This window comes from Collinsella aerofaciens, from assembly GCF_039758815.1.
Classification (GTDB): Bacteria; Actinomycetota; Coriobacteriia; order Coriobacteriales; family Coriobacteriaceae; genus Collinsella; species Collinsella aerofaciens_BP.
Window position 1 is genome coordinate 1 of the sequence record NZ_JBDMSK010000015.1, and the last position, 23,035, is coordinate 23,035.

The following is a 23,035-nucleotide window of genomic DNA, read 5'->3' on the forward strand; positions in this document are numbered from 1 at the left end:
GTATTACGAGCTCCTGTGCGAATTGGAGAGAGCGCTCCCGCAAACTGCCTCTTGACAACTTATAGGAGCGTCGGTTTAATTCAATATGATTTCGCCATCGCCACACTCGTCCCGGGAACGCTACAATCGAGGACACGATTATTCGTCCATCCAAAGGACCGTCCTTGAACCTGAGCAGGTCTAAAATCAACGCGCTTCTGGCACTCGCGCTCTTCACCTTCGCCTTCCTTGCCGCCGAGTTTCGCTTCGACGTCAACGTCGGGCTGCTCGCCGGTGCCGAACGCGTTGTGATCGCACAGGGCTTTATTCTGGGCGCCAGCGTGATCGGCTTTATCGGATATGCACCACTGCTCGGTCTCGCCCAACGCAAAGGCCAGCCCCAGGCAGTTGTCAGCGCCGCCGTTCCCATCGCCATCCTGGGATTGACCCAGATCCAGTCCCCCACGGGTTCGCTTGCCCTCGAGATTCTTGGCTGCCTCGCATTCCTCGGACTCGGCCTGTTGGGCGCCGCTACGCACTACGCCTTTTCACTGGCGTTTCAAGACGATCCCAAGCTCGCCACCGGCGCGGGAGCGGCCTATGCCGCGGGCATCCTGATGCAGTTCGCCGTCAACCTGCTCAATTGCGGCGGCATCGCAGAGCTCATCGTCCTTGGCACAGTGACTATCGCCATCTCCGCCCTCAGCGCCGTTCCCCTAAAGGCTGCCGAGAGTCCCAATCCCACCGTCAGCCCCTTTGCCGAGCCCTCACACGCCCTCGCCAAGCAGGCGTGCTGGAGTATCGCGCTCGTCATGATTCTCGCCTGCCTGTTCTCGACGCTCGATAACGTCGTCACGTTCTCCAACGCCCACGGCACCATCGCCGTACAGACCTGGCCGCGCCTCTTTTTGGCGGCGAGCGGTCTCGTCGCCGGTATCGTCTTTGATCTTGCCGAGCGTCGCTACATGGGTCTCATCATGCTCGGCGTCACGGTACTTTCCACCATCTCGATCTTGGCCGTGGAAGCCGGCGCCGATCCCAACCTGGGCCTTGTCGTCTTTTACCTGAGCTCGGGCTTTTTTGTCACGTTCTTTACTGCCACCTTTACACAGCTGGCACCGCGCATGCATACGCCCGCACTGTGGGCTGGCATGGGCCGCGCAGCCAACAACGTGTGCGCGTTCACTACGTCGGGCATCTCGCTGGCACTTGTGACCTCGGGCAATGTCGCCATCATCATGATCGGCGCGCTCATGCTGCTTGTGGCGGCAAGTGTGGCGTTTGTAGCCGCGGGCCTGTTCCGCCTGCCCCAAACCGAGCAGGAGCGCGAGCGCGAGCAACTGGCAGAAGAAGCACTCGCCGCCCCCACCATCGAGGAGCAACGCCAGGCCTTCATCGCCAACCACGCTCTCACCCCGCGCGAAGTCGACGTGCTCATAGCCGTGACCCAGGATGAACGCCCGCTCAAGCAGGTCGCCGAGGAGCTCGGTATCTCGATGCGCATGGTGCAGCGCCACCTGAGCTCTATCTACCAAAAGACCGACACGCAGACGCGCGCCGGCCTCACCAAAGCCTTCCCCTCCGCCTAAAACAAAAACCACCGCAAAGGTGCCCGTCCCCTTTGTGGTGGTTTGAACGACACGGCAGCTCTCTCCACCAGTTTGTCTCAATCTGTAACATCTAGACCCCAAATAGCAGGCCAGCTGTTACAGATTTAGATTTCCCCACTCGGCTCCGCGTTTTATCTAAATCTGTAACAGATAGAGACGATTTAACCACCCAGATGTTACAGATCGAGACAGTAAAGGAAACTAAGCGGTGCCCGCCCTTGAGTTTTTTGAGCACCCTTGAGTTCTTTGAGCATCTTTGAGTTTTTTGAGCAGCGTTGAGTTCTTTGAGCGCGCAGCCGGCAGTGATACCTTCCAGCCTCCTCCGCCTAAAGCAAAAACCACCACAAAGGTGCCTGTCCCCTTTGTGGTGGTTTTGACCATCTAGCCTTCGAGCTGAGCTACTTTGTAGCGGTAGGCGGCGGCGATGACGTCTTTACAGCCCTCGCGGCCCAGCTTGGCGCGGTTGACAACGATATCCTTGCCGCTCGTCATCTTCCACTTTCCGGCGCTGTAGCGCTTGTAGAACGCCTCGCGCGCCTTCTGCTGCTGCTTGACCAGCTTGGCGCCCTTCTTTTTGTTGAGGCCACGCTTCTTGCGCACGATCTCGACGCGGTCCTCAAAGGGTGCGGTCACCAACACGGCAATGTGGTTGGGGTTGTTACGCAACAGGTAATCGGACAGGCGACCTTCGATAATGCAGCTCTCGGTCTCACCCAGATCCAAAATCACCTGGCTCATCTTTTGGAACAACTTATCCGAGTACGAGCGCACATCGTAGCGGTCGGGCAGAAAAGCCATGTTCTCCACGGCCAGGCGCTCGTCGTAAGCGGCCATCTTGTCGAGCGACTCGCCCGCGCGCAGCGACGCACGCACCAGCAGCTCGTTATCGTACAGCGGAATCCCCAGCTCATCGGCAAGGATACGACCAATCTCGTGGCCCTCGGCGCCAAAGTCGCGCGCGATGGTAATGACCACAGGACTCTTCTTGTTCTCCAGATCGCTCATCGCGATTCCTTTCTCTATGTGACAAAGGGACAGTCCCTTTGTCACATTCTACGCTGCCACAATACGACGTTGATACGCTCGGACCAGCAGCGAGATACCAAAGTTGAGCACAAAGTACATCGCAAACACCAGGCCGTAGAGCATAAGCACCTGCGACAGATCGATCGCGTGGGCCATCACGACGTTGGCCGTGTACATGAGCTCGGCCACGTTAATGCCCGAAAGATACGAGCTGTCCTTGATGACGGTCGTGCACTGGCTAAACAGCGCCGGAATGATCGTCTTAAACGTCTGGGGCAGAATGATGTAGCGCATGGTGGCAAAGAAGCCAAAACCCTGGCTCTGCGCTGCCTCAAACTGGCCGCGCGGAATCGAGTTGAGGCCTCCGCGCACAATCTCGGCCATAACAGCGCTGGTAAACAGCGTAAAGGCGATGGTCGAAATCACAATGTCCAAACCCTGCACCGTAAAGTAGATAAACAGGATCCACAGCAGGTTTGGCGTGCAACGGAACAGCTCGATATAGGCGCTCACCAAAATACGGAATGGACGGGGCGCATAACTTTTAACGAGCGCCAGCACCGTGCCAAAGATGAGCGAGAAAAAGATCGACAGCGCCGAGATCTCGATCGTCTTAACAAAGCCGCCCCAAATGTAGAGCAGGTTGGTCGCGTTGAAGATTTCCATGCGCTAGGCCTCCTCTACGTTGTCGAGCCCCAGCTCGGCCAGGCTCACACCGCGCGGACGCTCCTTGGAGCGGCGCTCGAGCCACTGCACCAGTATGGCGAGCGGAAAGCAGATGATGAAGTACATAAGGCAGCAGACGATGTATCCCTGCAGGTAACCGTACAGACTCACAAAGTTGTCGGAACGGTACATAAGGTCGCCGCCGGCCACAAGCGCCAGCACCGACGTATTCTTGACCAGGTTGAGCGCCTGGTTGCACAGCGGCGGCAGAATGATCTTGAATGTCTGGGGCAGTACGATGTACCAGTACGCCTGCGCACGGGTGAAGCCCTGGCTCTGGGCCGCCTCCATCTGACCGCGCGGAACCGCCTCGATACCAGTGCGGATGACCTCCGAAATGTAGGCCGCGTGATACAGACCCACGCCCAAGAAGCCCAGCACGAACGGCGCGATGCGCACCGGCTGGTCGGCACCGGTTATGGCCTGCAAAAACTGCGGACCGGCCATGTACATAAAGAGCACCTGCACGGGCAACGGGGTGTTCTGGTAAAACTCCACGTACACGCGGCTTATGGCGCGCAGCAAGCGCGAGCGAGTGGTAGAGAACACGCCCAGCAGCGTGCCCAGCACCAGCGACAACAGCAGGCCGGCAACGACCACTTGCAGCGTCACGCCAAAGCCCTCCCAGAAGGGCCCCATATTTTGAAATGTCGTCGACCAACGGTCGGCGTCAAATAATCCTTCGAGCATTTGATTCCTTCCTTGGACGATGCGCCTATACAAGACCCCAGGTCTTGACCTCTTGGTCGAGCCAGCCGTCGGCCAGGCGATCGCAAATCACCTGATCGACCACGGCCGAAAGGTCGCAGCCCTTCTTGGTCGCCACGCCGTAGCCCTGCTCGCCAAACTTGACCTCGGGCTGCAGCAGCTCAACGGTCTCGTTCATGTAACCGGCCAGCGTGGAGCGGTCCATGGCAAAGACGTCGATATTGCCGGCGTCGAGTGAGCTCTTGATGATGGGATAGCCGCTAAAGGCCCTAAACTCGGGCTTACAGCTAAAGCCGTTGTCCTTGATCATCTGCTCAATCAGGCCCTGCGTGGTAGCACCCTGGCTCACGCCAATGACCTTGCCGTCCAGGTCCTCAATCGAGGTAAAGCCCGAACGCTTCTTGACCATGAGTCCCACGTAGTCGGTGCGGTACGGCGTCGAGAAATCCCAGCTCTTCTTGCGCTCGTCGGTGATGGTGTAGGTCGCCGCGACCACGTCAAGTTGGCCGTTATCGATCAGCGGGCCGCGCGTCTTGGGCGTTACGTCGGTAAACTCGACAAGCTCCTGGGCGCGGGCTTCCTTGTAGCTCACGCCGAAGACGGCAGCGGCGATCTGGTAGCACAAATCGACTTCCATGCCCTCAAAGCGGCCCTTGGCGGTGTCGTAATAGCCATAGCCGGGAACGTCCTTCTTAACGCCGGCATTCAGATGGCCACGCGACTTGATGGCCGCGAGCTTGGACCCCTTGTCGGAGCCCTCGCCACTGGTGGAGTTGCCGCAACCGGTAAGCGCGGTCCCCGTCAGCGCAAGCATGCCGGCACCAGCCAGCTGCAAAAAGTGACGGCGCGACACGGCCGCCCTCGTCATATCCGTCATGTCCATCACCGTGCCTAGTGCAGAATCTTGGACAGGAACTCGCGGCAGCGCGGGTTCTCGGGGTTATCGAAGAAGTGCTCGGGCGTGCCCTCCTCCAGGATGCGGCCGTCCTCCATAAAGATGACGCGGTCGGCCACCTGGCGCGCAAAGCCCATCTCGTGCGTCACGCAGATCATGGTGATGTCCTCCTGCGCGAGCTCAATCATAACGTCCAGAACTTCCTGGACCATTTCGGGGTCGAGCGCCGAGGTCGGCTCGTCAAACAGGATGATGGGCTGCTTGGTGCACAGGGCACGGGCGATGGCAATGCGCTGCTGCTGACCGCCCGAGAGATTCTGCGGATACTCGCCGGCCTTATGCGCCATGCCGACGCGCTTGAGCGCGGCGATGGCGATCTCGGTCGCCTCCTCCTTGCTCTTCTTTTGCAGCTTGATGGGCGCGAGCGTCAGGTTGCCCAGCACCGTCATGTTGGGATACAGGTTGAACTGCTGGAACACCATGGAACTATACTTGCGAGCCATCTCCAGGTGATTCTTTTTGGTGAGCGGCGTACCGTCGATGACGACCTCGCCCGATGTGGGCTCCTCCAGATAATCGACGCAACGGATGAGCGTCGACTTACCCGAACCGGAAGGCCCGATCATTACGAGCTTCTCGCCGCGCTTGACGGTGAGGTTGATATCTTTGAGCACATGCAGGTCGCCAAAGTACTTGTTGAGATGCTTGATCTCGATCATGTCTGCCATGAATGTCCCTTCCCTGCGTTTACACGAGTTGAACTATTGTACGGAAAGAACCACGTTTCCGCAGCCCACACTACATTCCCGTAAAGAACCCGCAACCTTTAACCCACTCATTGGGGACAGACTTAAATGAGTACCCACTCATTGGGCACTCATTTAAGCCTGTCCCCAATGAGTGCCCAGCCCAGCAAAAGGGGCGCGACCGCAATGGTCACGCCCCCTCAACATCAACTATGTACCGCTCGGCCCCTACGCGAGTTTGGCGCCGACGATCTTTGCTGCTGCCGGCTTGTCGAAGTTACCGCCGGTGGCCTTGCCCAGAGCGCCCATGACCTGGCCCATCTGCTTCTTAGAGGTCGCGCCCAGCTCGGCGATAACCTGCTCGATCAGGGCCTCGAGCTCCTCGCCCGAAACCTGCGCGGGCAGCAGGCTCTCCAAGATCTTGACCTGCTCGGTCAGGTTGTCGGTACGCTCCTGGTCGGTACCGGCCTTAATGGACATCTCCAGCGTCTCGCTCGTCTGCTTAATCAGACGCTTGATCATGCTGTTGACGTCTTCCTCGGTCACATCGCGGCGCTCGTTGACCTCGATGTTCTTCACCTCGGCCTTAACCTGGCGAATGATAGACAGGCGAACCTTGTCCTTGGCCTTCATGGCCGCAATCATTTCCTTCTGCAGTTCTTCGTTGGTCATCTGCAAATCCTCCTCAATAGTGCGGGCGGCACTCGCACGGGCGCCGCCCCATGATTACTTAGTCGTCGACGAATCGTCGGTCGAACTCTTGGTGACGCCCTTCAGGCTGACGTTGTACGGCACGTCCTTGGGCATGGGGTTAACGGTGATGTCGGCGTCCTTCTTGTACTGCTCCAGCCACTCGCTGTACGCAGTGCTTGCCGCCTGCGTCTTCACCACGTTGGAGACGTACTTCTTGATGTCCTTGGGCACCTGCTTAATGTCATCGACCTGATTATCGACATGGAAGTAGTCGGTGCACTTGATGATGTGATAACCATAGGTCGACTCGACGACGTCGCTCACATCGCCCTTGTTGAGTCCCTCGAGCGCCGCCTGGTAGCTGTCGACGAAGGTGGTGAGCTTGTCCCAGCCCACATCGCCCTTCTTCTCCTTGGAGCCGGTGTCGTCGGAATACTGCTCCACGGCGTCCTCAAAGCTCAGCTCGCCGGAGTTGATCTTGTCCAGGCACTCCTGTGCCTTGGCCTTGGCGGCGGCCTTGTCCTCGTCGGAAGCGTCGGAATCGACCTTGATCAGGATATTCGACGAACGACGGGCATCGTTGTAGTTGGACAGGTTCTCATTGATGTAATCGACAATCTCGCTGTCCTTGGGCTTGCTGGTGGGTGCCACGGCATCCTTGAGCTTCTGCTGCGCCAGGCTCTCCTTGAGCGAATCCTTGTAGGTGTCCTCGGTGTAGCCGTAGGTCTTAAGCGTCTTCTTAAAGGTCTTGGCGCCGCCCGCGCTCTTGCACGCGTCCTTCCAGGCCTTCTCGACCTCCTCGTCCGACACCGTCACACCGTTCTCCTTCTGTGCCTGCTGAAGCAGAATCTGCTGCGTGTAGGAGTCGATGAGTTGCTTGCGGTACTTCTTGGGCGTGAGGTCATTGTCGACCAGGTACTGCGCCCAGTCCTTGTCCTTGGTGTAGCCGTAGGACGTGCGCATGCTCATGATCTGCTTGGTCACGGTGTCCTCGGTGAGGTTGGTGCCGTTGATAGTGGCAGCCACACCACCAGTGAGCTTATAGCCCGAGCTGGCGCTTTCGGTCTGCGACATCAGGCCGGAGCACGCCATGGCCGAGACGGAGAGCAGCATCGCCAGCACGCCGATGACCACCAGGACAATCTTGACGGTCTTGGACACATAGGTCTTGCGCTGCTTCTTGCGAGAGCTGGAGGCGGCGCGGGACCGTTGCTCGGACGTCGGCGCGACCTCGGGGTTCTTTTTCTTATTTGCCATGTTTGGCCTTTCGCATCACGAATCGAACAAACGCCATTGTGTCACAACGCAGCCCCCGCGACACACCTGGTGCATGGGGGACAGGTTAATCTGCACCATTTTGGTGCAAAGGGGACAAGTCTGGCAGTTGGCAGTTAGGGACGTTCCTTTTCTGCCGGCAGTTAGGGACAGTCCCCAAATGCCGACTTAGAAGTGGCGACGGATGGCGTCGACCATGCCTTGGGGCGTGGTCTGGCCGAGTACATCGGTTGCAGCGTCGGTGTCCATAAAGATATTCATGAGTGCCTGAAGCGCCTCGACCTGACCGCCCGGCTCGGCAATGCCCAGGTTGATGATGATCTGCGCCGGCACCGGGGCGCCCATGCCCGCCATCGCGTTGAACGTCACAGGTGTGACGGGCTTTACCACCGCGATATAGGGCTTGGCCACAAATCCCGGATCGGTATGCGGAATGGCGATGTTTGCCGCCGGCATGGCGAGACCCGTGGGATAGGCGTCCTCGCGCGTGCGGACGGCGTTAAGCCAACCCTCGGCAATGTAGCCGCGCGGGGCAAGCTCACCCTCGAGCCGCGCAAACACCTCGCCCGGCGTCGCGCACTCCCAATCAAAAAACACTAGCTCAGGCGTAAACAGCGCTTCGTTATCCGCCATGCGCTCACCTCTCTCACCTAGTCACCTGGGACGTTCTTAAACGACTAGTCATTCAAGAACGTCCCCAATGACTAGTCGTTTAAGAACGCCCCCAATGACTACCTAAAACAAAGGATGGCCACTTGCGCCTTGGCGCCAATGACCACCCTGACTACTCGGCTAAATTGTACTGTGCGCCGCTAGCCGCGAGGCGCATCAATTGCGACCTTGCCGCTCTCCAGCACGTGGACGCGGCCGTCGGCGAGCATCTGAACAACCTCGGGATACAGCACGTGCTCGATCGCGTGGATGTGCTCCTCGAGCGTATCGACGTCCCAACCCTCCTCAACAGCCAGCGCACGCTGGGCGATGATGGGGCCGTTGTCGTAGATCTCGTTGGCAAAGTGCACGGTCACGCCGGTCACCTTGACGCCGCGAGCAAACGCATCGTCAATCGCATGGGCGCCGGTAAAGCTCGGCAGCAGCGCCGGGTGTAGGTTGACCACGCGATTGGGAAACGCTGCCAGCAGCGGCGTGTGCACCATGCGCATGTAGCCGGCCATCACCACGTACTCGCAGCCGCGCTCGAGCAGCTCATGCGCGATGATCTCGTCGGCCGCGATGGGGTCGGCATAAACATCCTTGGACAGCGTGAGTGTCTGGATGCCCGCGCGCTCGGCACGCTGCAGGCCCTTGGCCGAAGGACGGCTCGACACCACAAGCTCAATCGAGGCTTTGAGCTTGCCGGCGGCGATCAGGTCGATCAGCGCCTGCAGGTTGGTACCCGAACCGCTGATAAGCACGCCGATCTTGAGCGGCTCAGCCGTATCGGTGCCGGTCGGTCGGGTGTAGGGCACAAAGCCCAGGCCCTCGGCGGCAGCCATCTGCTCGTTAGCGCTCATCGGAGTACACGACCTTACCGGAACCCTCGACGCACTCGCCCACGCGGAACGGCTTCTCGCCCAGCGCGACCAATGCCTCGGTCACGGCAGCCTCGTCCTCGGGGGCGACGATCAGGCACAGGCCGACGCCCATGTTGAAGGTCTTGCATGCCTCGTTGGGCGCGAGCTCGGCCTGACGCGACACGTAGGTGATGACGGGCGGAACATCCCAGCCCATCTGGGCGCCGTTGCGTGTGACCACGGCATCGACGTCGTCGGCGAGCGCGCGGTTGAGGTTCTCGGTAATACCGCCGCCGGTGATATGGGCAATGGCATGAACGTTGGCGCCACCGTGGAGCAGTTCAAGAATCGGCTTCACATAAATGCGCGTGGGAGCCAGCAGAGCGTCGGCCAGCGAAGCACCGCCGAGCTCCTCGAGCGGACGGCTCAGCTCCTCGGCCTTAGCAGCAGCCTCGGGCGTGCCCGGCTTAATGCCGTCGACGCCGATGACCTTGCGCACGAGTGAGTAGCCGTTGGAGTGCACGCCGGTGGAGGGCAGGCCCAGGATCACATCGCCGGGGCGAACGTTCGCGGGGTCGAGCATCTTGGGACGATCGACAACACCCACAGTAAAGCCGGCGAGGTCGTAGTCGGCCGGAGCCATAACGCCCGGGTGCTCGGCCATCTCGCCGCCCACGAGCGCGCAGCCCGCGAGCTTGCAGCCGTCGGCCACGCCCTTGATGATCTTTGCCATGTGCTCGGCCTCAATGTGACCGATGGCAACGTAATCCAGGAAGAACAGCGACTCGGCGCCCGAAGCCAAAATGTCATTGACGCACATGGCGACCAGGTCCTGGCCCACCGTCTCGTGACGGTCCATGATCTGAGCGAGCACGAGTTTGGTGCCCACGCCGTCGGTGCCGCTGATCAGGATCGGGTCTTCCATATCCTTAAGCGCGGCGGCCGAGAACAGGCCACCAAAGCCACCGATGCCGCCGATAACCTCGGGGCGGTTGGTGTCCTTGACCATCTGCTTAATAGCGTCGACGGCGCGGCCACCCTCGGCGGTATCGACGCCGGCGTCCTCGTACGTCACATGCTTGCTGTCGCTCATCTGAGCCTTCCTCTCCCACTACCGTGGCGCCGCACAGGCGCCAAACGGTGCTCATAGTTGCGTTCATTTCGGCGCACGCCATAACGGCACGCGCCGTCATATCAACAAAACAGCAGGTAAAACCTACCAAAATAAACCTGTCCCTACATGGCAGGCTTTAGGCCTCGCCGTGCTCCTCTTCCCAGCTGCGGTCGTCGTATTTCTCGACCACGGCGTCGTCGTCAAAGTGCAGCGGCTTGTCCAGGTTGCGGGGCTTAAAGCCCTCCATGAACTTGTCGCGGCCAAAGCTCTCGGGAATCGCCACGGGGTAGCGTCCGGTAAAGCACGCATCGCAGTAACCGCCCTTGGGCATGACCTTCAGCAGGCCCTCGACCGAAAGGAAGGCCAGCGAATCGGCGCCAATGTACTCGCAAATCTCGTCGACCGTCTTGTTGGCGCTGATAAGCTGCGACTGCACGTCGGTATCGATACCGTAGAAGCACGGCCAGATGACCTCGGGCGAGTTAATGCGGATATGAATCTCCTTGGCGCCGGCGTTGCGCAGCATCTTGACGAGCTGCACCATGGTGGTGCCGCGCACAATGGAGTCGTCGATGACGACCAGGCGCTTGCCCTCGATGTTGTCACGCAACGGGTTGAGCTTCATACGCACGCCCATGGCACGCAGCTCCTGCGTAGGCTCGATAAACGTACGGCCCACATAGCGGTTCTTGATGAGGCCCTCGCCAAAGGGAATGCCGCTCTCGTGCGAATAGCCCTCCGCGGGCGGCAGGCCGGAGTCGGGCACGCCGATGACCAGGTCGGCCTCGACGGGCTCCTCATGTGCCAGCTGACGACCCATGTCATAACGGCAGGCGTAGACGCTCTTGCCGTTCATGATGGAGTCGGGACGAGCGAAGTAGACCTGCTCAAAGATGCAGTTAGCAGGCTCTTCGGCGGCAGGCACGCCCTGCTCGGACACAAGGCCCTCGGCGCTGATGCGCAAAATCTCACCGGGACGGACGTCGCGGACGTACTCGGCGCCCACAATGTCGAGCGCACAAGTCTCGGAGGCGACGACCCAGCCGCCGGCGCGGGTGACATGGGTGGTGGCGTCGACCGTCGCGGCGCCGTCCTGCGACGGCAGCTGCGAAACGGATGCGGCATCGGCCTGGTCCAGGCCCTCGTCCACCAGCTTGCCCAGCACGAGCGGGCGAATGCCGTGCGGATCGCGGAATGCGTAGAGCGCCTGCTCGTTGATGAGCGTCATGGCGTAGCCGCCGCGCACGAGCTCCATGGTCTTGCGAATGCCCTCGCGCAGATGGCCTGTACGCTGAGTAAAGTAGCCGATGAGTTTAGTCGCGACCTCGGAATCCGAGTTGGAGAGGAACGGCACGCCCAGCTCGATCAGCTGGCGGCGCAGCTCGTCGGTGTTGACGAGGGTGCCGTTGTGCGCGAGCGCGATAATGACGCTATTGATGGTAGAGAGGTGCGGCTGAGAGGCTTCCCAGCTCTTGGCGCCGGCGGTGCCATAGCGCACATGACCCACGGCCAGCTGACCGGAGAGCGTCGACAAGTCGGCATTGGAGAACACACGGTCGAGCAGGCCCAGATCCTTGCGGACCATAACCGTACCGCCGTCACCAACAGCGATTCCCGCCGATTCTTGGCCACGGTGCTGCAGTGCACGCAGGCCAAAGTACGTCAGTCGAGCCACGTCGCGATCGGGCGCCCAGACACCAAAAACGCCGCATTCCTCATGCAGCTGGTCGGAGTCCGGATCATACGTCGACATGGCGTTCACCTGTCCCGCGGAACGCTCGGCCGCGCGGATGGTTTCTTGAGACATGGCATCCCCTCAGAGCCTCGTATTTTGGCGTTACCCGCCTTATTATACGCACGGCGCGACACGCTCCCCCGCGCATGAGCAGCGCTTTTTAAAAGCCCACCGAGCTAATAATCCGTTTTGCGGCCAAACATTTTATCGGTCTGCCCAGTGCAAGCGCCCGCGCTCCCAGATGGCCGCCACGTCCACCGTTGGGGATTACAAAGTTGCAATTGGGACGTTCGTCCTGTCTTTTGGCAGGTCGGCGGCGTATCCTTATAACCTACAACAAAGCGAGAAAGGTTCTGTATGAATCGAAACGAACTCGACCCCAGCGTCCCCAGCGCCACGGAGGTCAAGAAGATCCCCCTCGTCATTAAGGTGTACGCCGTCCTGTGCATCCTGTCCGGCTTGGGCACGCTCCCGTCGGTCGCCGCCTTTATGTGGCAGGTCATTACCGCGCTCATCAACGGCAACGCCGCCGAAAAGCTCGGCGACAACACGCTCGTCGCGGTTGGACTCATCGTCGCCGGCATCATGCTCTCTGCGGCAAGTGCCGTCATCCTGATCATCTTTGGCCTGGACCTTATCAAAAACCAGCGCCGCAACGCCGCCCGCCTGTCCTACATCCTTATCGCATTTACCGTCGTCGAGCTTTTGGTCGACGTGATGCTCCAAGGCATCGGACCCTTCCTGCTGCGCCCCGCCGTCCAGCTCGTCATCCTCATCGCACTTTCGGCCACCGTCGACCCCACGCTGCGCCAGGAGCGCGAACTCCAGCGCCGCCTGCAGGAGATGCTCGACCGCGACGCCGCGGACGAGGGCATGCTCGGCCGCGATGAAACCGGCGAGGGCTACATCAAGCTCAACTACTTCAACCTGTTCTGGGTATTCTTCGTCTGCAGCGTGTTAGGTCTCATTCTCGAGGAAGTCTGGCATATGGTCGTCGTCGATCCCGGCGTCTATCAGGACCGTGCCGGTATGCTATTTGGCCCCTTTAGCCCCATCTACGGATTTGGCGCGGTGCTCATGACCATGGCGCTCAACCGCTTCTATAAAAAGAATCCTCTGATCATTTTCCTGGTAAGTGCCCTGATCGGCGGCGCTTTCGAGGTGTTCGTGGGCTGGTTTATGCAGACCTCATTTGGCGTGGTCTCGTGGAGCTACTCGCACATGAAGCTGTTCGGCATGCCCGACCCACTCGCCGTCCTTACGGGCGGACGCACCTGCACGGGCTTTGCCTGCCTGTGGGGCCTGGGTGGCCTTATCTGGATCAAGCTGCTGCTGCCGAGGCTGCTCAAGCTCATCAACATGATTCCGTGGAAAAGCCGCTACTCGGCTACCGTCATCTTTACCGTCATTATGCTGGTCGACGGCGTCATGACGCTACAGTCGCTCGACTACTGGTACCAGCGCGTCAACGGCACGGAGCCGGATATTCCCGTCGCGCAGTTCTACGGCAAGTATTTCGATAACGACTACATGGAAAACCGCTTCCAGAGTATGACCATGAGCCCCAAGGATGCGACGCGCGTGTAGCGCCACGCAATGCCGAGATTTTCCAACACACAGAAATGCCCGCTGGCAGACTGATGGACTGCCAGCGGGCTTTTTGTTGGTGAGCGCTGCTGCCGGCCTTACGCCTCGCGCTCGACCTCGCTCACACACTCATTTTTGATGGTACCGACGAGCGCCTGCAGTGCGTCGACCACATGCGGGCGAATGTCCCCGCCAATGAGTACGAGCATGATGTCGTCGCCCACGGCGAGCTCGCCGCTCGCCAGCCACACGCGCACATAGCCGATACCCGGCATCGCGCGCGTTGCCTCGATAGCAGCCTGCACCTTTTCGGCATCGAAGCCAAACACCATGCCGCCCACCTTATGTCCAGGCGCCACACCATCTGTCTCGACCCCACGCACCTCGGACTTAGGCGTCGCACGCACCACGCCATTGTGTGCCAGGTACATCCCACAATCAGCCGCCGAAACATCGGCCTTGGCTTCGCGCAGCCAGGCATCAACCGAAGGCATCGATTTGCCACTTTCAAGCATCATTTCTCCTTTTTACTGTCGTCGAGTAGCTCATTTGGGACGGGGCCCTTTTAGCCACTCTCGAACAACTTATTCCTCGACCGGTGTGAGCACCATGACTGCACGCGTATTGCTAAATGACAGCGAACGACAGGTCACAAGCGTTACGACCTTGGTTGCCGAAGCGGCACGATCGGTGGCATCGCTCGCCACGGCAGAGGCACCGTCGAGCATCTCGGACAGGTAGTTCTTGAGCCCGTCGTCGCCCTCAAAATTGGGCGTGCGCGCCTTGGCATACGTGTCCTCGACCACTTTGGTCGCCAGCGGACGCAGCTTATAGGTGGCGTCGCGCGTGATGTAATACACGTACTCTATGCTGTCGAACGTCGCCTGATCGGTCGTGTCCGAGATCACATTGAACATCGATCCGTCGTTCATGTGGTGACCATAGATCGTAGTCTGCTGATCCACCATTCCCGGCGCGGTGTCATCGCTATCCAGGAAAATGGCCCCAGATGCATTGGCCGTACCGTCGAACAGCGTGTTGAGGTATTTGGAGTTGTTGTTGGTCTGCACCACGGGATAGTTTATGTTGGTTCCCGGCACATAAATCCAACCCACAATCTCGGGGTTTGTCTGAGCAAGCGCATCGAAGTCGATAGTCGGCACGCCGCTGGCGTCCTTATCGCTTACATATTGCTTCTCGATTTTCTGATACGACTCGCTCGCCTGCTTGTAGCCAATCTGTGCATTGATAAAGATAGCGGCGGCGGCGACAATCAGACCGATGCCCACGATAATAAGCAGAATAGGAATGATGGAGCGGCGCTTTTTACGTGGCGGCTCGGTGTAGTCCGACGGCGTGGCATGCGATGAAGACCGGGGCGGCTTCTTAGCGGTGCTATAAGATGAAGGTCGATATGCAGCCGGCGCGTCCTGTCGACGATGCGTCGCCGGTGTCACGGGGCGCGGCGCGCGCGGCTGCTGAGGAGAGGATGCCCGACCCTGCTGCGCCGCATGGGCAGCACCCGGCTTCGATGGATCGGGAATCCGAGAAGCCGAAAAACGCTTTCCCTGATAGTCGGACATGGCTCTCCTTATGCTGCAAATGGACTGGCAGAGCGCTTAGGCGTCAGCCATCTCTTGCTTCATCTTCTCGATAACCTTGCGGTACTCGGGGTCGCATGCGCCCAGAATCTGCGTGGCGTAAATGGCAGCGTTCTTGGCACCGTTGATGGCCACACAGGCAACGGGCACGCCCGAAGGCATCTGCACCATCGACAGCAGTGAGTCCATACCACCCAGATCGCTCGTCTTCATAGGCACGCCGATGACCGGCAGCGGCGTAAACGCAGCCACGACACCGCCCAGGTGAGCAGCCTTGCCAGCGGCAGCGATAATCACCTTGATGCCGCGGTCGGCAGCAGTCGAGGCCCACTCATGGACCTTCGCCGGCGTGCGATGCGCGCTTGCAATCACGAGCTCATAGGGCACGCCCAGTGCCTCGAGCTCGGCGGTGCAACCTTCCATAACGCCCAGATCGGACTTGGAGCCCATGATGATCCCGACAACCGGCTTCTGATCTGCCATAAACAAAGACCTCCTGTTGAGAGCGGTGACGCGGCATTTCCGCGACCCTTAACTACTGAGAGTAGTATAGCTGCTCCCGTCCCTGCGGTCTCTGTGGCGCTTCGCGGGCGGGCCAGGCTTTATCTTCACTCCGGTTGCTTCGCAAAGTCGTTCAGATAGAGCCTGGCCCGCCCGCGAAGCGCCCTGCGACCTACCGGATATTGCCATGACGTACGTTGGCTGAAATAATAAAGCAATGCCCGCCGTCCTTGACGGAGCGGCGGGCACGTTTGCTTAGTTGTCGCTGGGACTACTTAGCCTTGCTGCGACGATGGAAGAAAGCGCCGATCGCGGCGATGATGGCGCCAAGACCACCGACGGCCGCGACGGTCGCCGCCGTCTGGTCGCCGGTATTGGGGATCGCCGAACCGCTCTTCTTGCTGCCCTGGGCCTTGTCGCCTGCGGGCTTGCCCGCCTGGTTGCCGCCGTTTGAGCCATTGCCGGAACCCTGGTTGCCCGAGCCGCCCTGGTTGCCGGAATCGGCATCCTTGAGGCTCTCAATGGCCAGCTTGAGCTGGTCATAGGCCGCCTGGAGCTGGATGTCGGAAGCATTCTCATCACCCAAGACGTCCTCGGCGTAGGTAATGGCATCCGTCAGGGCCTTGACAGACTCGTCCGTCTTGCCCCTGGTGTCAGTCTCCTTCGCCTGCTTGACCAAGGCCTTGAGCTGCTTCTTGGTCGGGTTCTCGACCGGGGTCACCGGAGTCTTCTCAAGCGCGTCGCGAGCACTCTCGAGTGCCTTGAGTGCCTGGTCGACCTCGTCCTGCGTGGCGTTCTCGTCGTTCAGGATGGCGCGGGCGCTCGCCAAGGCGTTCTGGAACGCGGTCCAGGAAGCCTCGGTGTAGTCGCTGGCCTTAAGGTCGCCGGCTGCAACCTCGGCATCAACCTTTTCAATCGCGGCAGTGAGGTCGTCCTTCGCCACCGGATTGGGAACGGCCGTACCGTAGAACTTGAGCTCCGCCATGCTGCAGTAGGCGTCAACGCTGCCACCGCCGGCGTGGAGCACCTTGACGGTCACGTAGCGACCGCGCGCGGCACCAAAGCTCATCTGCTTCCAGTCGCCACGGTCGGTGAGCACGCGGCCGTCGTTGTCGAAGGTAAACGTACCCATCGACGTGGCGGTGCCCATCTCATAACCGTCGGCGGTGTCGGAAACCAGCACCTCGGCCTCAAAGATATCGCCGTTCGTGCCGCCGTCCTGGCGCGGCAGGAACGTGACGTCGGTGAGATCGTAGTCGCGGCCCAGGTCGACGGTCAGGTACTGGGGCATACCGGCCTTATAGGCCCAGTCGCTGTGCCAGAGCGTCTGCTCATCGCCGTCAAGAGCGTTGACGGCGTTGCTGCCCTCATAGTCGGCCTCGCTCGAGAAGCCGGTCACCTTGACGTTCTCGCGGTTCTCGGGCGTGTTGATGAGGCTCTTCTCATCGACGGGGCGCATCTTGAGGCCGTCGATTGCCTTCTCGATCTTGGCCGTGGCGTCTGCGACATCCTTCTTGCTATAGCTGCCCTGGCCGCCATCGAGGAGCTTCTGAGCCGCCTCGACCGCAGCGGTGAGGGCTGCATAGGAATCCTTGGTGTAGACGGACTCGCTGTAGCCCGCGGCCTTGGAAAGCGCTGCCATGAGCGCAGAGGTGTCGACACCAGCCTTGACCTCGACCTCATAGGATGCGGTCTTGGAGGGATCGAGCACCGACGCCACCGTGATCGTTGCCTTGCCGGCCTTGTTGGCGCGCAGGTAGTAGCTCACGCTATCGCCGGCCTGGACAGCGGAGACGCTCACCACAGAAGGATCGGAGCTCTCGACCGTCACATAGGGGTAGCCGGCGCTCTCGGGCGTGGCCTTGGCGTCGACGAGCGTCACATCGCCCTCGAAGAACTCGGTCTGGTTCTTGCCCAGTTCGACACCCTCGATGGCCTCGACACCCTGTGTGTAGTTGAAGTTGATCTCGCGCAGCGTGAGCATCTGGTCACCCGATGCCTCAAGCGGCGTGATCTCGACCTTGGTCGCCTTCTTGCCCTTGTTCTCGGCAGAGAGGCCAAAGGCGTAGCGAGCCTGATAGGAATCAAAGCTTCCGCCCGAGAACTCCTGGGTCGAGCCGTCCTCGAACGTCACGACGGACTTAATCTTCTGCACGGTGCCGTTGCCACCGTTGCGGTTAACGACCTCGACGCTATCGAGTTTCGACGGCGTCTTGAAGGCGAACGTCATCGTGGCGGGCAGCTTGACGTAGGTCGGCATCTTGCCGTCGATCCAGTTGGGCCCATAGTTCCACAGGAACTCGAAGTCGTTGCCGCCCTCATTGTTGTCGAACAGTCCGTCATAGCTCTTCTGCTGGATGAGCTTCTCGACGTTGGTGCCGTCGTCGGTGGGGAGCTCGTCGTTGGTCATCGTGATGTCAAAGGCGTCGCGGCCGTACTCGGACTTGGTGGGCTGCGGGACACCGGGCATCGTCACGGTGCCATCACTCACGAACTCGAGCGCGTCGCACGCCGGGCCGACGAGCCAAGACGTCGAGGGCAGCTCGACCTTGCCGGCCGTCTTAGCCTTGAGTTTAAAGCTCGCGACCACACCAGTACTGTTGAAGAGCTTGGCGTCGCCGCGGTTGGCGAAGGCCAGGTTGATGGTCTGGTGGCCATCCGTGAACTGCACTTTCTCGCGCGAGAGGTTCTCCATGCCCGCCGTCGACGCATCCTGCGCGATGCTCTCGGAGACATACTCGAACTGGTCGCTGTTGAAGTTGACGAGCGCACCGAGCGCGTTGATGTTCTCAGCGTCGGTGGCGTAGACGTCGACCGTGATCTCGTCGCCGGCCTCGACCTCCATCTTGCTCGGGATCACCGCGAGGGTGCCAGCAGCCTTGCCCTTTTGCTTGGTGCCGCCGTCGAGCGCCGCCATGGTGAAGGAGTAGTCGTACACGTCGTAGACGCCGTTGCCGTTGAGGTCGGCGAAGTGGGCGCGGATCTGGGAGTCGAACGTCGAGGTGTCGGGCTCGCGGTTCTCAAGACCCAGGTAATTCTTCATGTTGGAGTAGTCGCCGTCGGAGACCGTGGCCTTGTTGAGGTTGGAGCCCACAGCGAAGCCGTCCGTGCCGTCGGTCTTGTAGATGGCGATCTCGGAGGCGGAGAAGAAGTTGCCCACGGACGCGAGCGGCGTCATACGCACGTAGCGCGCGGCCACGGCGCCGTCGAACGCCACCGTCTTGCAAGCGGCGGAGCGCTCCCAGTCGACCTCCTGCGTCGTCCAATGCACGCCGTCGAGGCTCGTCTCGATGCGCATCTTGGTCACAGTGCCGTTACCGGCATCATCGCGCGGATAGTACTCGAGCTTGTCGAGCTTGTAAGCGCGACCGTAGTCAACGGTAAGCGCCTTGCCCAGATCGTTGCCACCGGAGTGGAAACCGCCGTCGCCCGACTGGAACTCATGGTCGAAGGCGAGTTCGGCCTTATGGCTACCGTAGAGCGAGCCCTCCCAAGTGATTTCCTCGGCCTCAGGCACGTTCCGCCACGGGTCGAGCGCAGAGTTCGCCTCAAGCACGTCGCTCCATGCGGAGTAGCCATCGGCGTTGCGCGAACGAATCTGGTAGGTATGCTTGCTGTTGTAGGCAAGATCGGTATGCGTGAATTCTGCCGCATCGCCCACGGCGAACACAGTGCCGTCTACCTTAAGGTCGTAGGAGGTAGCACCATCGACCTTCCCCCAGGTGAGCTTAATGCTCGTGGGGGTCGTGGCGTCCTCGGGGGCAGCAAGGTTCGCGGGTGCGGAGAGGTTCTCGTTGAAGCGGTCGGCCGCGAGCGTGGCATCGGCGTTCACGAAATCGCCCAGTTCGAGCGTCTGCGCTGCCGTGGCGACATCGGTCTTCGCGAACTTGACGTAGACCTTGGGATTCGTGGTGATCTTGGTGTTGTTGAAGCTCTCGCCCTGCTCGGCCTCGGTGCTGCCTGCGTCGCTACCGTAGTGGTTGAGGTTGGGGGTCTCGTTGTAGAAGTAGACCGCCTGGCCGGCCTCGGGGGTCGCGGCGTCAAAGGCCTCCTGCGAGTCGACCTCAACCACGTTGAGCGCGGATCCGCCGTTCTTGGCGGAGACGCTCGTGGGCTTGGCGGAGACGTTGGCCACAAAGGTCGTGGTGCGGTTGGAGTCGTAGCCGCTGTAGCCGCCCTGCGATGCCTCGGCGGTAAAGGTCGCCGTGCCGCCCACCACGCTCGACTTATAGACGGTGCTCACATGCTCACCGTAGGAAATATTGTCGATTGTGCCGTAGGAATCGTCCTCGGTCGTGTTGTTCTCGATGGAGGAGCCGTCATCCTCGTACTGCGTAAAGCTGCCCTCACCCTCGGTGGCGAAGAACTCGACGATACGCTGGCTGCGATTGGTGCCCTTGGTGTTGGTCTCGGTCACAGCCTCGGGGTTGTTGTTCTCGGCGTACATCGGCACGATGGCGTTGGCCTTAACAAAGAGTGGCAGCTTCCAAAGCGGAGCCTCGTAGTTGTTGAGGACCTGACCGCCGCGGTACTGCTTGCCCGAGAAGTAGTCAATCCAGATGGTGGGATTCTCGTCGGTACCGTAGTTGGGCAGGTAGATACCGTTGCGGACATCGTTGCCGTTCTCATCTGCCTGGGTATCCTGATACACCGGTGCCACCAGGAAGTTCTCACCGAACATGTACTGGTACTGCGTCGAGGTGCTTGCGGCGTACTCGGAGTTGTCGGAAAGCAGCATGGCGCGGATCATGGGAAGGCCGGTATCGCCGTTGCCCGTGTCGATGTTGGCCGCCGAGGCCGCGCTCGTGTAGATATAGGGCATGAGTTGTGCTTTGAGCTTGAGATAGAAGCGCGAGATGCCCGTGTATGGATCGCCGTGCGTCATGGGCGACTTGCGGTAGGTGCCCCAACCGTCCATGTCAAGCATAGAGGGCGTGAATGTCTTCCACTGGTAGTCGCGAGCGGAGATGATGGGATCGCCACCAAAGATGCCGTCCATATCGGAGCCGATGTTGGGGTTGCCCGAGAGGCTCTGGCCGATATACGTGGGGATATGGAAGCGAATGTACTCCCAGTTACCGCCGTACTGGTCGCCGGTCCAGATGCCGCCAAAGCGCTGCGTGCCGGCCCAGCCGTCAAGCGTGATGATGTTGGGGCGCTTGTTGGCGCCGGTGGTCACGGTGTCATAGGCCGTCTTGATGCCGTTGAGGCCAAAGGAGTAGCCGGAGCCGACCCAAGCGACGTCGGTCTTGAGCGTGGTGATGCCACCAGTCTTAACCTCAGAATCGAAATCGCGCAGCAGATGCCACGGGGTCTCGGAGTTGCTATCGGGCTCGAGGTTCGACTGGGTCCAGAGACCGGTGCTCACGCCCTTGGAGTTGGCATACTCGGTGAACTTCTTAAGATTGTCGACGTTGGCGCGCACGGCGTTGAGGCGCTCGGCAGAACTCGTTCCGTCGGAGTTGACGCCGCCGGTCTTGTAGTAACCGTTCTGGCCGTAGCCAGCACCGTAACCGTCGTTCGGCAGGAACCAGCCGAGCGGCATGTCGTTGTCCTCGTAGTCATCGATAACCTGCCGGGCGGAGAACTGGCGGTCGAAATCGGTCGCCTTCATGTTCTCGGTATCAACCGTAGGGCCCTCACCGTTGAGCGTCTCGGCCGCAAGCGTGCCGTCGAGCTTGTAGCCCGTCGACATGCCGGACTCGTATTTAACGTCGCCCTTCTCACTCGAGGACTTGCTGCCCTTGGTCTCCCACTTCTTTTGACCCGAGGTCGTTGACCAGCCATCACGGTTATAGGCATTAAGATGACCCAGGTAGAAACCGTACTCGGGCAGCAGCACCGGATTGCCGGTCACCTTGTAGTAGTCCTGCAGCATCTCGGTTGCCACGTTCGAGGCGCCCTCGTTGGTCGCCACGAAGTAATAGGCATCAAACTCATTCTCGCTGTGCAAAGTCGTGACCGTCGATGAGTCCGTGGAACCGAAGTCGTAGGAACCCTCTGCAAACGTGTTTCGGAGCACGCCGTAGCCGTCGCTCGTCCAATAGAACGGGTTGGGCGAGGCAACGCCGCCATCGGTCCAGTTGTTAGTGTTGGAGATGGCGATGGTCTGGTTGGTGTGCAGGAAGCGGCCGTTCTGGGTGCCGCCGCCAAAGAAGTTCTCGGACTTCTCCTTGGCGAGCGTCTGGACGGTACCCTTCTTATCAAGGTCGAGGGGCGCAGACTCAGAAACCACGCCACGGTCGCCTGACTTGATACTCATCTTGCCAGTCGCCTTGTCCAGGATCACGGTCGCCTTTCCGCCGGTGATCTCGATAGTGTCGCCCTTGTCGGCAACCGTCGCACTCGGCTTGCTGTAGGTGTCCGAGGTATCGGGCTGAGCCTGGATCTTAGCCGTGTGGGACTTACTGCGCGGCGTGGCGTACTCGGAAAACTCACCCTTGGGGTCGACGTTATAACGGAAAATACCGTCCTCGAGGAACGTAATACGGCCCTTGATGCCGTCAGCGAAATCGATGTCGACGACGTTCGAGGCAGACTGAGACACGGTCGCTGAGTCGACACCCTTGAGTGGCGTGGCAATCGCCTGCTGGGGATTGGCAAACACAAGCGTCGCTGCAGTGGCAACGAGGACCGCGCTTCCCTTCACCCACCGTTTCGTAAAAATGGAATTCCTACACACCTGGACTCCTTTCCTCCGACATGCGGAAGTGTCGCGGACGCACGCCCTGCAGCATGGCGCACGCATCAAACGGGAGGGGTGTTCGGTACATTCCGTGCAGTGGGCCCACCCGTTACCAAGTGGTCAACTGGTAGTAACCAGATATCCACCTATAAGGTTGGACCAGCATACGTGAGCAGTTGCGCAAATTAAGTTTGGAATTCTCCCAGCGGTATAAAAATGAACGTAGATGGCGAAGTGGGTCTAATCAACCATACCAATTGGTTCTCCAGCCAGATACCACTTAAGCATAATTTTACTGTTTAACTGGTATTACATAACCAATACCTTTCCTCGGAAAACGGGCTTCGCGAATTATCCTGAGGGAAAGTCGTAGCCGCCACCCCGCGACCCACCGGGAATATCCATGACGCACGGTGGCTGATTTGATTTGAAATAGGAGGTTGTTGGAGGGTGGTGGACAGTTAGTTCAGATACGTATATTTTGGCGGTGCTAATTGGCGCTAACAAACTGGTTTTAAGTCGCTTTAGATCTAATAATAGGTCTTTCTCGCTATTGCCCGCGCGGCCTTGTCGGTCCAGACTATCAAAAATAGCTCAATTGTGCCCAAATTGGCCTCCACACGTCCTCTGAAAAATACGT

At 59.9% G+C, this 23,035-nt stretch carries 17 protein-coding genes; 2 read left to right on the plus strand and 15 right to left on the minus strand.

What is annotated here, in order from left to right:
• Window positions 1–164: 164 nt before the first annotated feature.
• On the plus strand, window positions 165–1,568 hold the full coding sequence (locus ABHT90_RS07200; protein WP_346982071.1) for a helix-turn-helix transcriptional regulator: 1,404 nt from the start codon (window positions 165–167) through the stop codon (window positions 1,566–1,568).
• A 402-nt stretch (window positions 1,569–1,970) separates the two neighbouring features.
• Here ABHT90_RS07200 and ABHT90_RS07205 read toward each other — a convergent pair whose 3' ends face one another.
• The 11 genes from ABHT90_RS07205 to ABHT90_RS07255 all read right to left on the minus strand — a co-directional run bounded on the left by ABHT90_RS07205 (window position 1,971) and on the right by ABHT90_RS07255 (window position 12,039).
• Window positions 1,971–2,594, minus strand: coding sequence for a cytidylate kinase-like family protein (locus ABHT90_RS07205; RefSeq protein ID WP_346982072.1), 624 nt, complete (start codon window positions 2,592–2,594; stop codon window positions 1,971–1,973).
• A gap of 48 nt (window positions 2,595–2,642) precedes the next feature.
• Window positions 2,643–3,281, minus strand: coding sequence for an amino acid ABC transporter permease (locus ABHT90_RS07210; RefSeq protein ID WP_055285379.1), 639 nt, complete (start codon window positions 3,279–3,281; stop codon window positions 2,643–2,645).
• Between the two features lie 3 nt (window positions 3,282–3,284).
• The gene (locus tag ABHT90_RS07215; RefSeq protein ID WP_346982073.1) at window positions 3,285–4,031 is read right to left on the minus strand and encodes an amino acid ABC transporter permease; all 747 of its coding nucleotides are present in this window, start codon (window positions 4,029–4,031) and stop codon (window positions 3,285–3,287) included.
• 25 nt (window positions 4,032–4,056) lie between these two features.
• Entirely contained in the window at window positions 4,057–4,932 is an 876-nt protein-coding gene (locus ABHT90_RS07220) for a transporter substrate-binding domain-containing protein (RefSeq protein ID WP_082435536.1), read from the minus strand.
• A gap of 8 nt (window positions 4,933–4,940) precedes the next feature.
• Entirely contained in the window at window positions 4,941–5,672 is a 732-nt protein-coding gene (locus ABHT90_RS07225) for an amino acid ABC transporter ATP-binding protein (RefSeq protein ID WP_022094215.1), read from the minus strand.
• Window positions 5,673–5,918: 246 nt separating this feature from the next.
• The gene (locus tag ABHT90_RS07230; protein WP_006235801.1) at window positions 5,919–6,362 is read right to left on the minus strand and encodes a GatB/YqeY domain-containing protein; all 444 of its coding nucleotides are present in this window, start codon (window positions 6,360–6,362) and stop codon (window positions 5,919–5,921) included.
• Window positions 6,363–6,416: 54 nt separating this feature from the next.
• Window positions 6,417–7,640 (minus strand): peptidylprolyl isomerase, encoded by a 1,224-nt coding sequence (locus ABHT90_RS07235; RefSeq protein WP_346982074.1) that lies wholly within the window; start codon window positions 7,638–7,640, stop codon window positions 6,417–6,419.
• A 186-nt stretch (window positions 7,641–7,826) separates the two neighbouring features.
• Entirely contained in the window at window positions 7,827–8,291 is a 465-nt protein-coding gene (locus tag ABHT90_RS07240) for a PTS sugar transporter subunit IIA (protein ID WP_346982075.1), read from the minus strand.
• A gap of 179 nt (window positions 8,292–8,470) precedes the next feature.
• Window positions 8,471–9,172 carry a phosphoribosylglycinamide formyltransferase gene (gene purN / locus ABHT90_RS07245; protein ID WP_346982076.1) on the minus strand — a complete coding sequence of 234 codons (702 nt, stop codon included), beginning with the start codon at window positions 9,170–9,172 and terminating at the stop codon, window positions 8,471–8,473.
• Window positions 9,162–10,265 carry a phosphoribosylformylglycinamidine cyclo-ligase gene (gene purM / locus ABHT90_RS07250; RefSeq protein ID WP_346982077.1) on the minus strand — a complete coding sequence of 368 codons (1,104 nt, stop codon included), beginning with the start codon at window positions 10,263–10,265 and terminating at the stop codon, window positions 9,162–9,164. The genes purN and purM overlap by 11 nt, the downstream gene beginning before the upstream one ends.
• A gap of 157 nt (window positions 10,266–10,422) precedes the next feature.
• The gene (locus tag ABHT90_RS07255) at window positions 10,423–12,039 is read right to left on the minus strand and encodes an amidophosphoribosyltransferase (RefSeq protein ID WP_346982093.1); all 1,617 of its coding nucleotides are present in this window, start codon (window positions 12,037–12,039) and stop codon (window positions 10,423–10,425) included.
• Window positions 12,040–12,378: 339 nt separating this feature from the next.
• Here ABHT90_RS07255 and ABHT90_RS07260 point away from each other — a divergent pair, with 339 nt between their 5' ends.
• Window positions 12,379–13,608: a putative ABC transporter permease gene (locus tag ABHT90_RS07260; protein WP_346982078.1), complete on the plus strand. Its 1,230-nt coding sequence runs from the start codon at window positions 12,379–12,381 to the stop codon at window positions 13,606–13,608.
• A gap of 98 nt (window positions 13,609–13,706) precedes the next feature.
• Here the strand turns inward: ABHT90_RS07260 and ABHT90_RS07265 are convergent, their stop codons facing one another.
• The 4 genes from ABHT90_RS07265 to ABHT90_RS07280 form a co-directional block, all read right to left on the minus strand.
• A complete protein-coding gene (locus ABHT90_RS07265) occupies window positions 13,707–14,123 on the minus strand; it encodes a molybdenum cofactor biosynthesis protein MoaE (protein WP_346982079.1) in 417 nt (138 codons plus the stop codon).
• A 69-nt stretch (window positions 14,124–14,192) separates the two neighbouring features.
• Window positions 14,193–15,191: a class B sortase gene (locus tag ABHT90_RS07270; protein ID WP_346982080.1), complete on the minus strand. Its 999-nt coding sequence runs from the start codon at window positions 15,189–15,191 to the stop codon at window positions 14,193–14,195.
• 36 nt (window positions 15,192–15,227) lie between these two features.
• On the minus strand, window positions 15,228–15,692 hold the full coding sequence (gene purE, locus ABHT90_RS07275; protein WP_006235810.1) for a 5-(carboxyamino)imidazole ribonucleotide mutase: 465 nt from the start codon (window positions 15,690–15,692) through the stop codon (window positions 15,228–15,230).
• Between the two features lie 289 nt (window positions 15,693–15,981).
• Window positions 15,982–22,359, minus strand: a complete 6,378-nt coding sequence (locus ABHT90_RS07280) for a discoidin domain-containing protein (RefSeq protein WP_195644883.1) — start codon at window positions 22,357–22,359, stop codon at window positions 15,982–15,984.
• Window positions 22,360–23,035 lie beyond the last annotated feature (676 nt).

Excerpts from the sequence above, each read along its gene's own strand:
- ABHT90_RS07205 (WP_346982072.1), bottom strand. The coding sequence starts at position 2,594 with ATGAGCGATCTGGAGAACAAGAAGAGTCCTGTGGTCATTACCATCGCG.
- ABHT90_RS07210 (WP_055285379.1), bottom strand. The coding sequence starts at position 3,281 with ATGGAAATCTTCAACGCGACCAACCTGCTCTACATTTGGGGCGGCTTT.
- ABHT90_RS07215 (WP_346982073.1), bottom strand. The coding sequence starts at position 4,031 with ATGCTCGAAGGATTATTTGACGCCGACCGTTGGTCGACGACATTTCAA.
- ABHT90_RS07220 (WP_082435536.1), bottom strand. The coding sequence starts at position 4,932 with ATGGACATGACGGATATGACGAGGGCGGCCGTGTCGCGCCGTCACTTT.
- ABHT90_RS07225 (WP_022094215.1), bottom strand. The coding sequence starts at position 5,672 with ATGGCAGACATGATCGAGATCAAGCATCTCAACAAGTACTTTGGCGAC.
- ABHT90_RS07230 (WP_006235801.1), bottom strand. The coding sequence starts at position 6,362 with ATGACCAACGAAGAACTGCAGAAGGAAATGATTGCGGCCATGAAGGCC.
- ABHT90_RS07235 (WP_346982074.1), bottom strand. The coding sequence starts at position 7,640 with ATGGCAAATAAGAAAAAGAACCCCGAGGTCGCGCCGACGTCCGAGCAA.
- ABHT90_RS07240 (WP_346982075.1), bottom strand. The coding sequence starts at position 8,291 with ATGGCGGATAACGAAGCGCTGTTTACGCCTGAGCTAGTGTTTTTTGAT.
- purN (WP_346982076.1), bottom strand. The coding sequence starts at position 9,172 with ATGAGCGCTAACGAGCAGATGGCTGCCGCCGAGGGCCTGGGCTTTGTG.
- purM (WP_346982077.1), bottom strand. The coding sequence starts at position 10,265 with ATGAGCGACAGCAAGCATGTGACGTACGAGGACGCCGGCGTCGATACC.
- ABHT90_RS07255 (WP_346982093.1), bottom strand. The coding sequence starts at position 12,039 with ATGTCGACGTATGATCCGGACTCCGACCAGCTGCATGAGGAATGCGGC.
- ABHT90_RS07260 (WP_346982078.1), top strand. The coding sequence starts at position 12,379 with ATGAATCGAAACGAACTCGACCCCAGCGTCCCCAGCGCCACGGAGGTC.
- ABHT90_RS07265 (WP_346982079.1), bottom strand. The coding sequence starts at position 14,123 with ATGCTTGAAAGTGGCAAATCGATGCCTTCGGTTGATGCCTGGCTGCGC.
- ABHT90_RS07270 (WP_346982080.1), bottom strand. The coding sequence starts at position 15,191 with ATGTCCGACTATCAGGGAAAGCGTTTTTCGGCTTCTCGGATTCCCGAT.
- purE (WP_006235810.1), bottom strand. The coding sequence starts at position 15,692 with ATGGCAGATCAGAAGCCGGTTGTCGGGATCATCATGGGCTCCAAGTCC.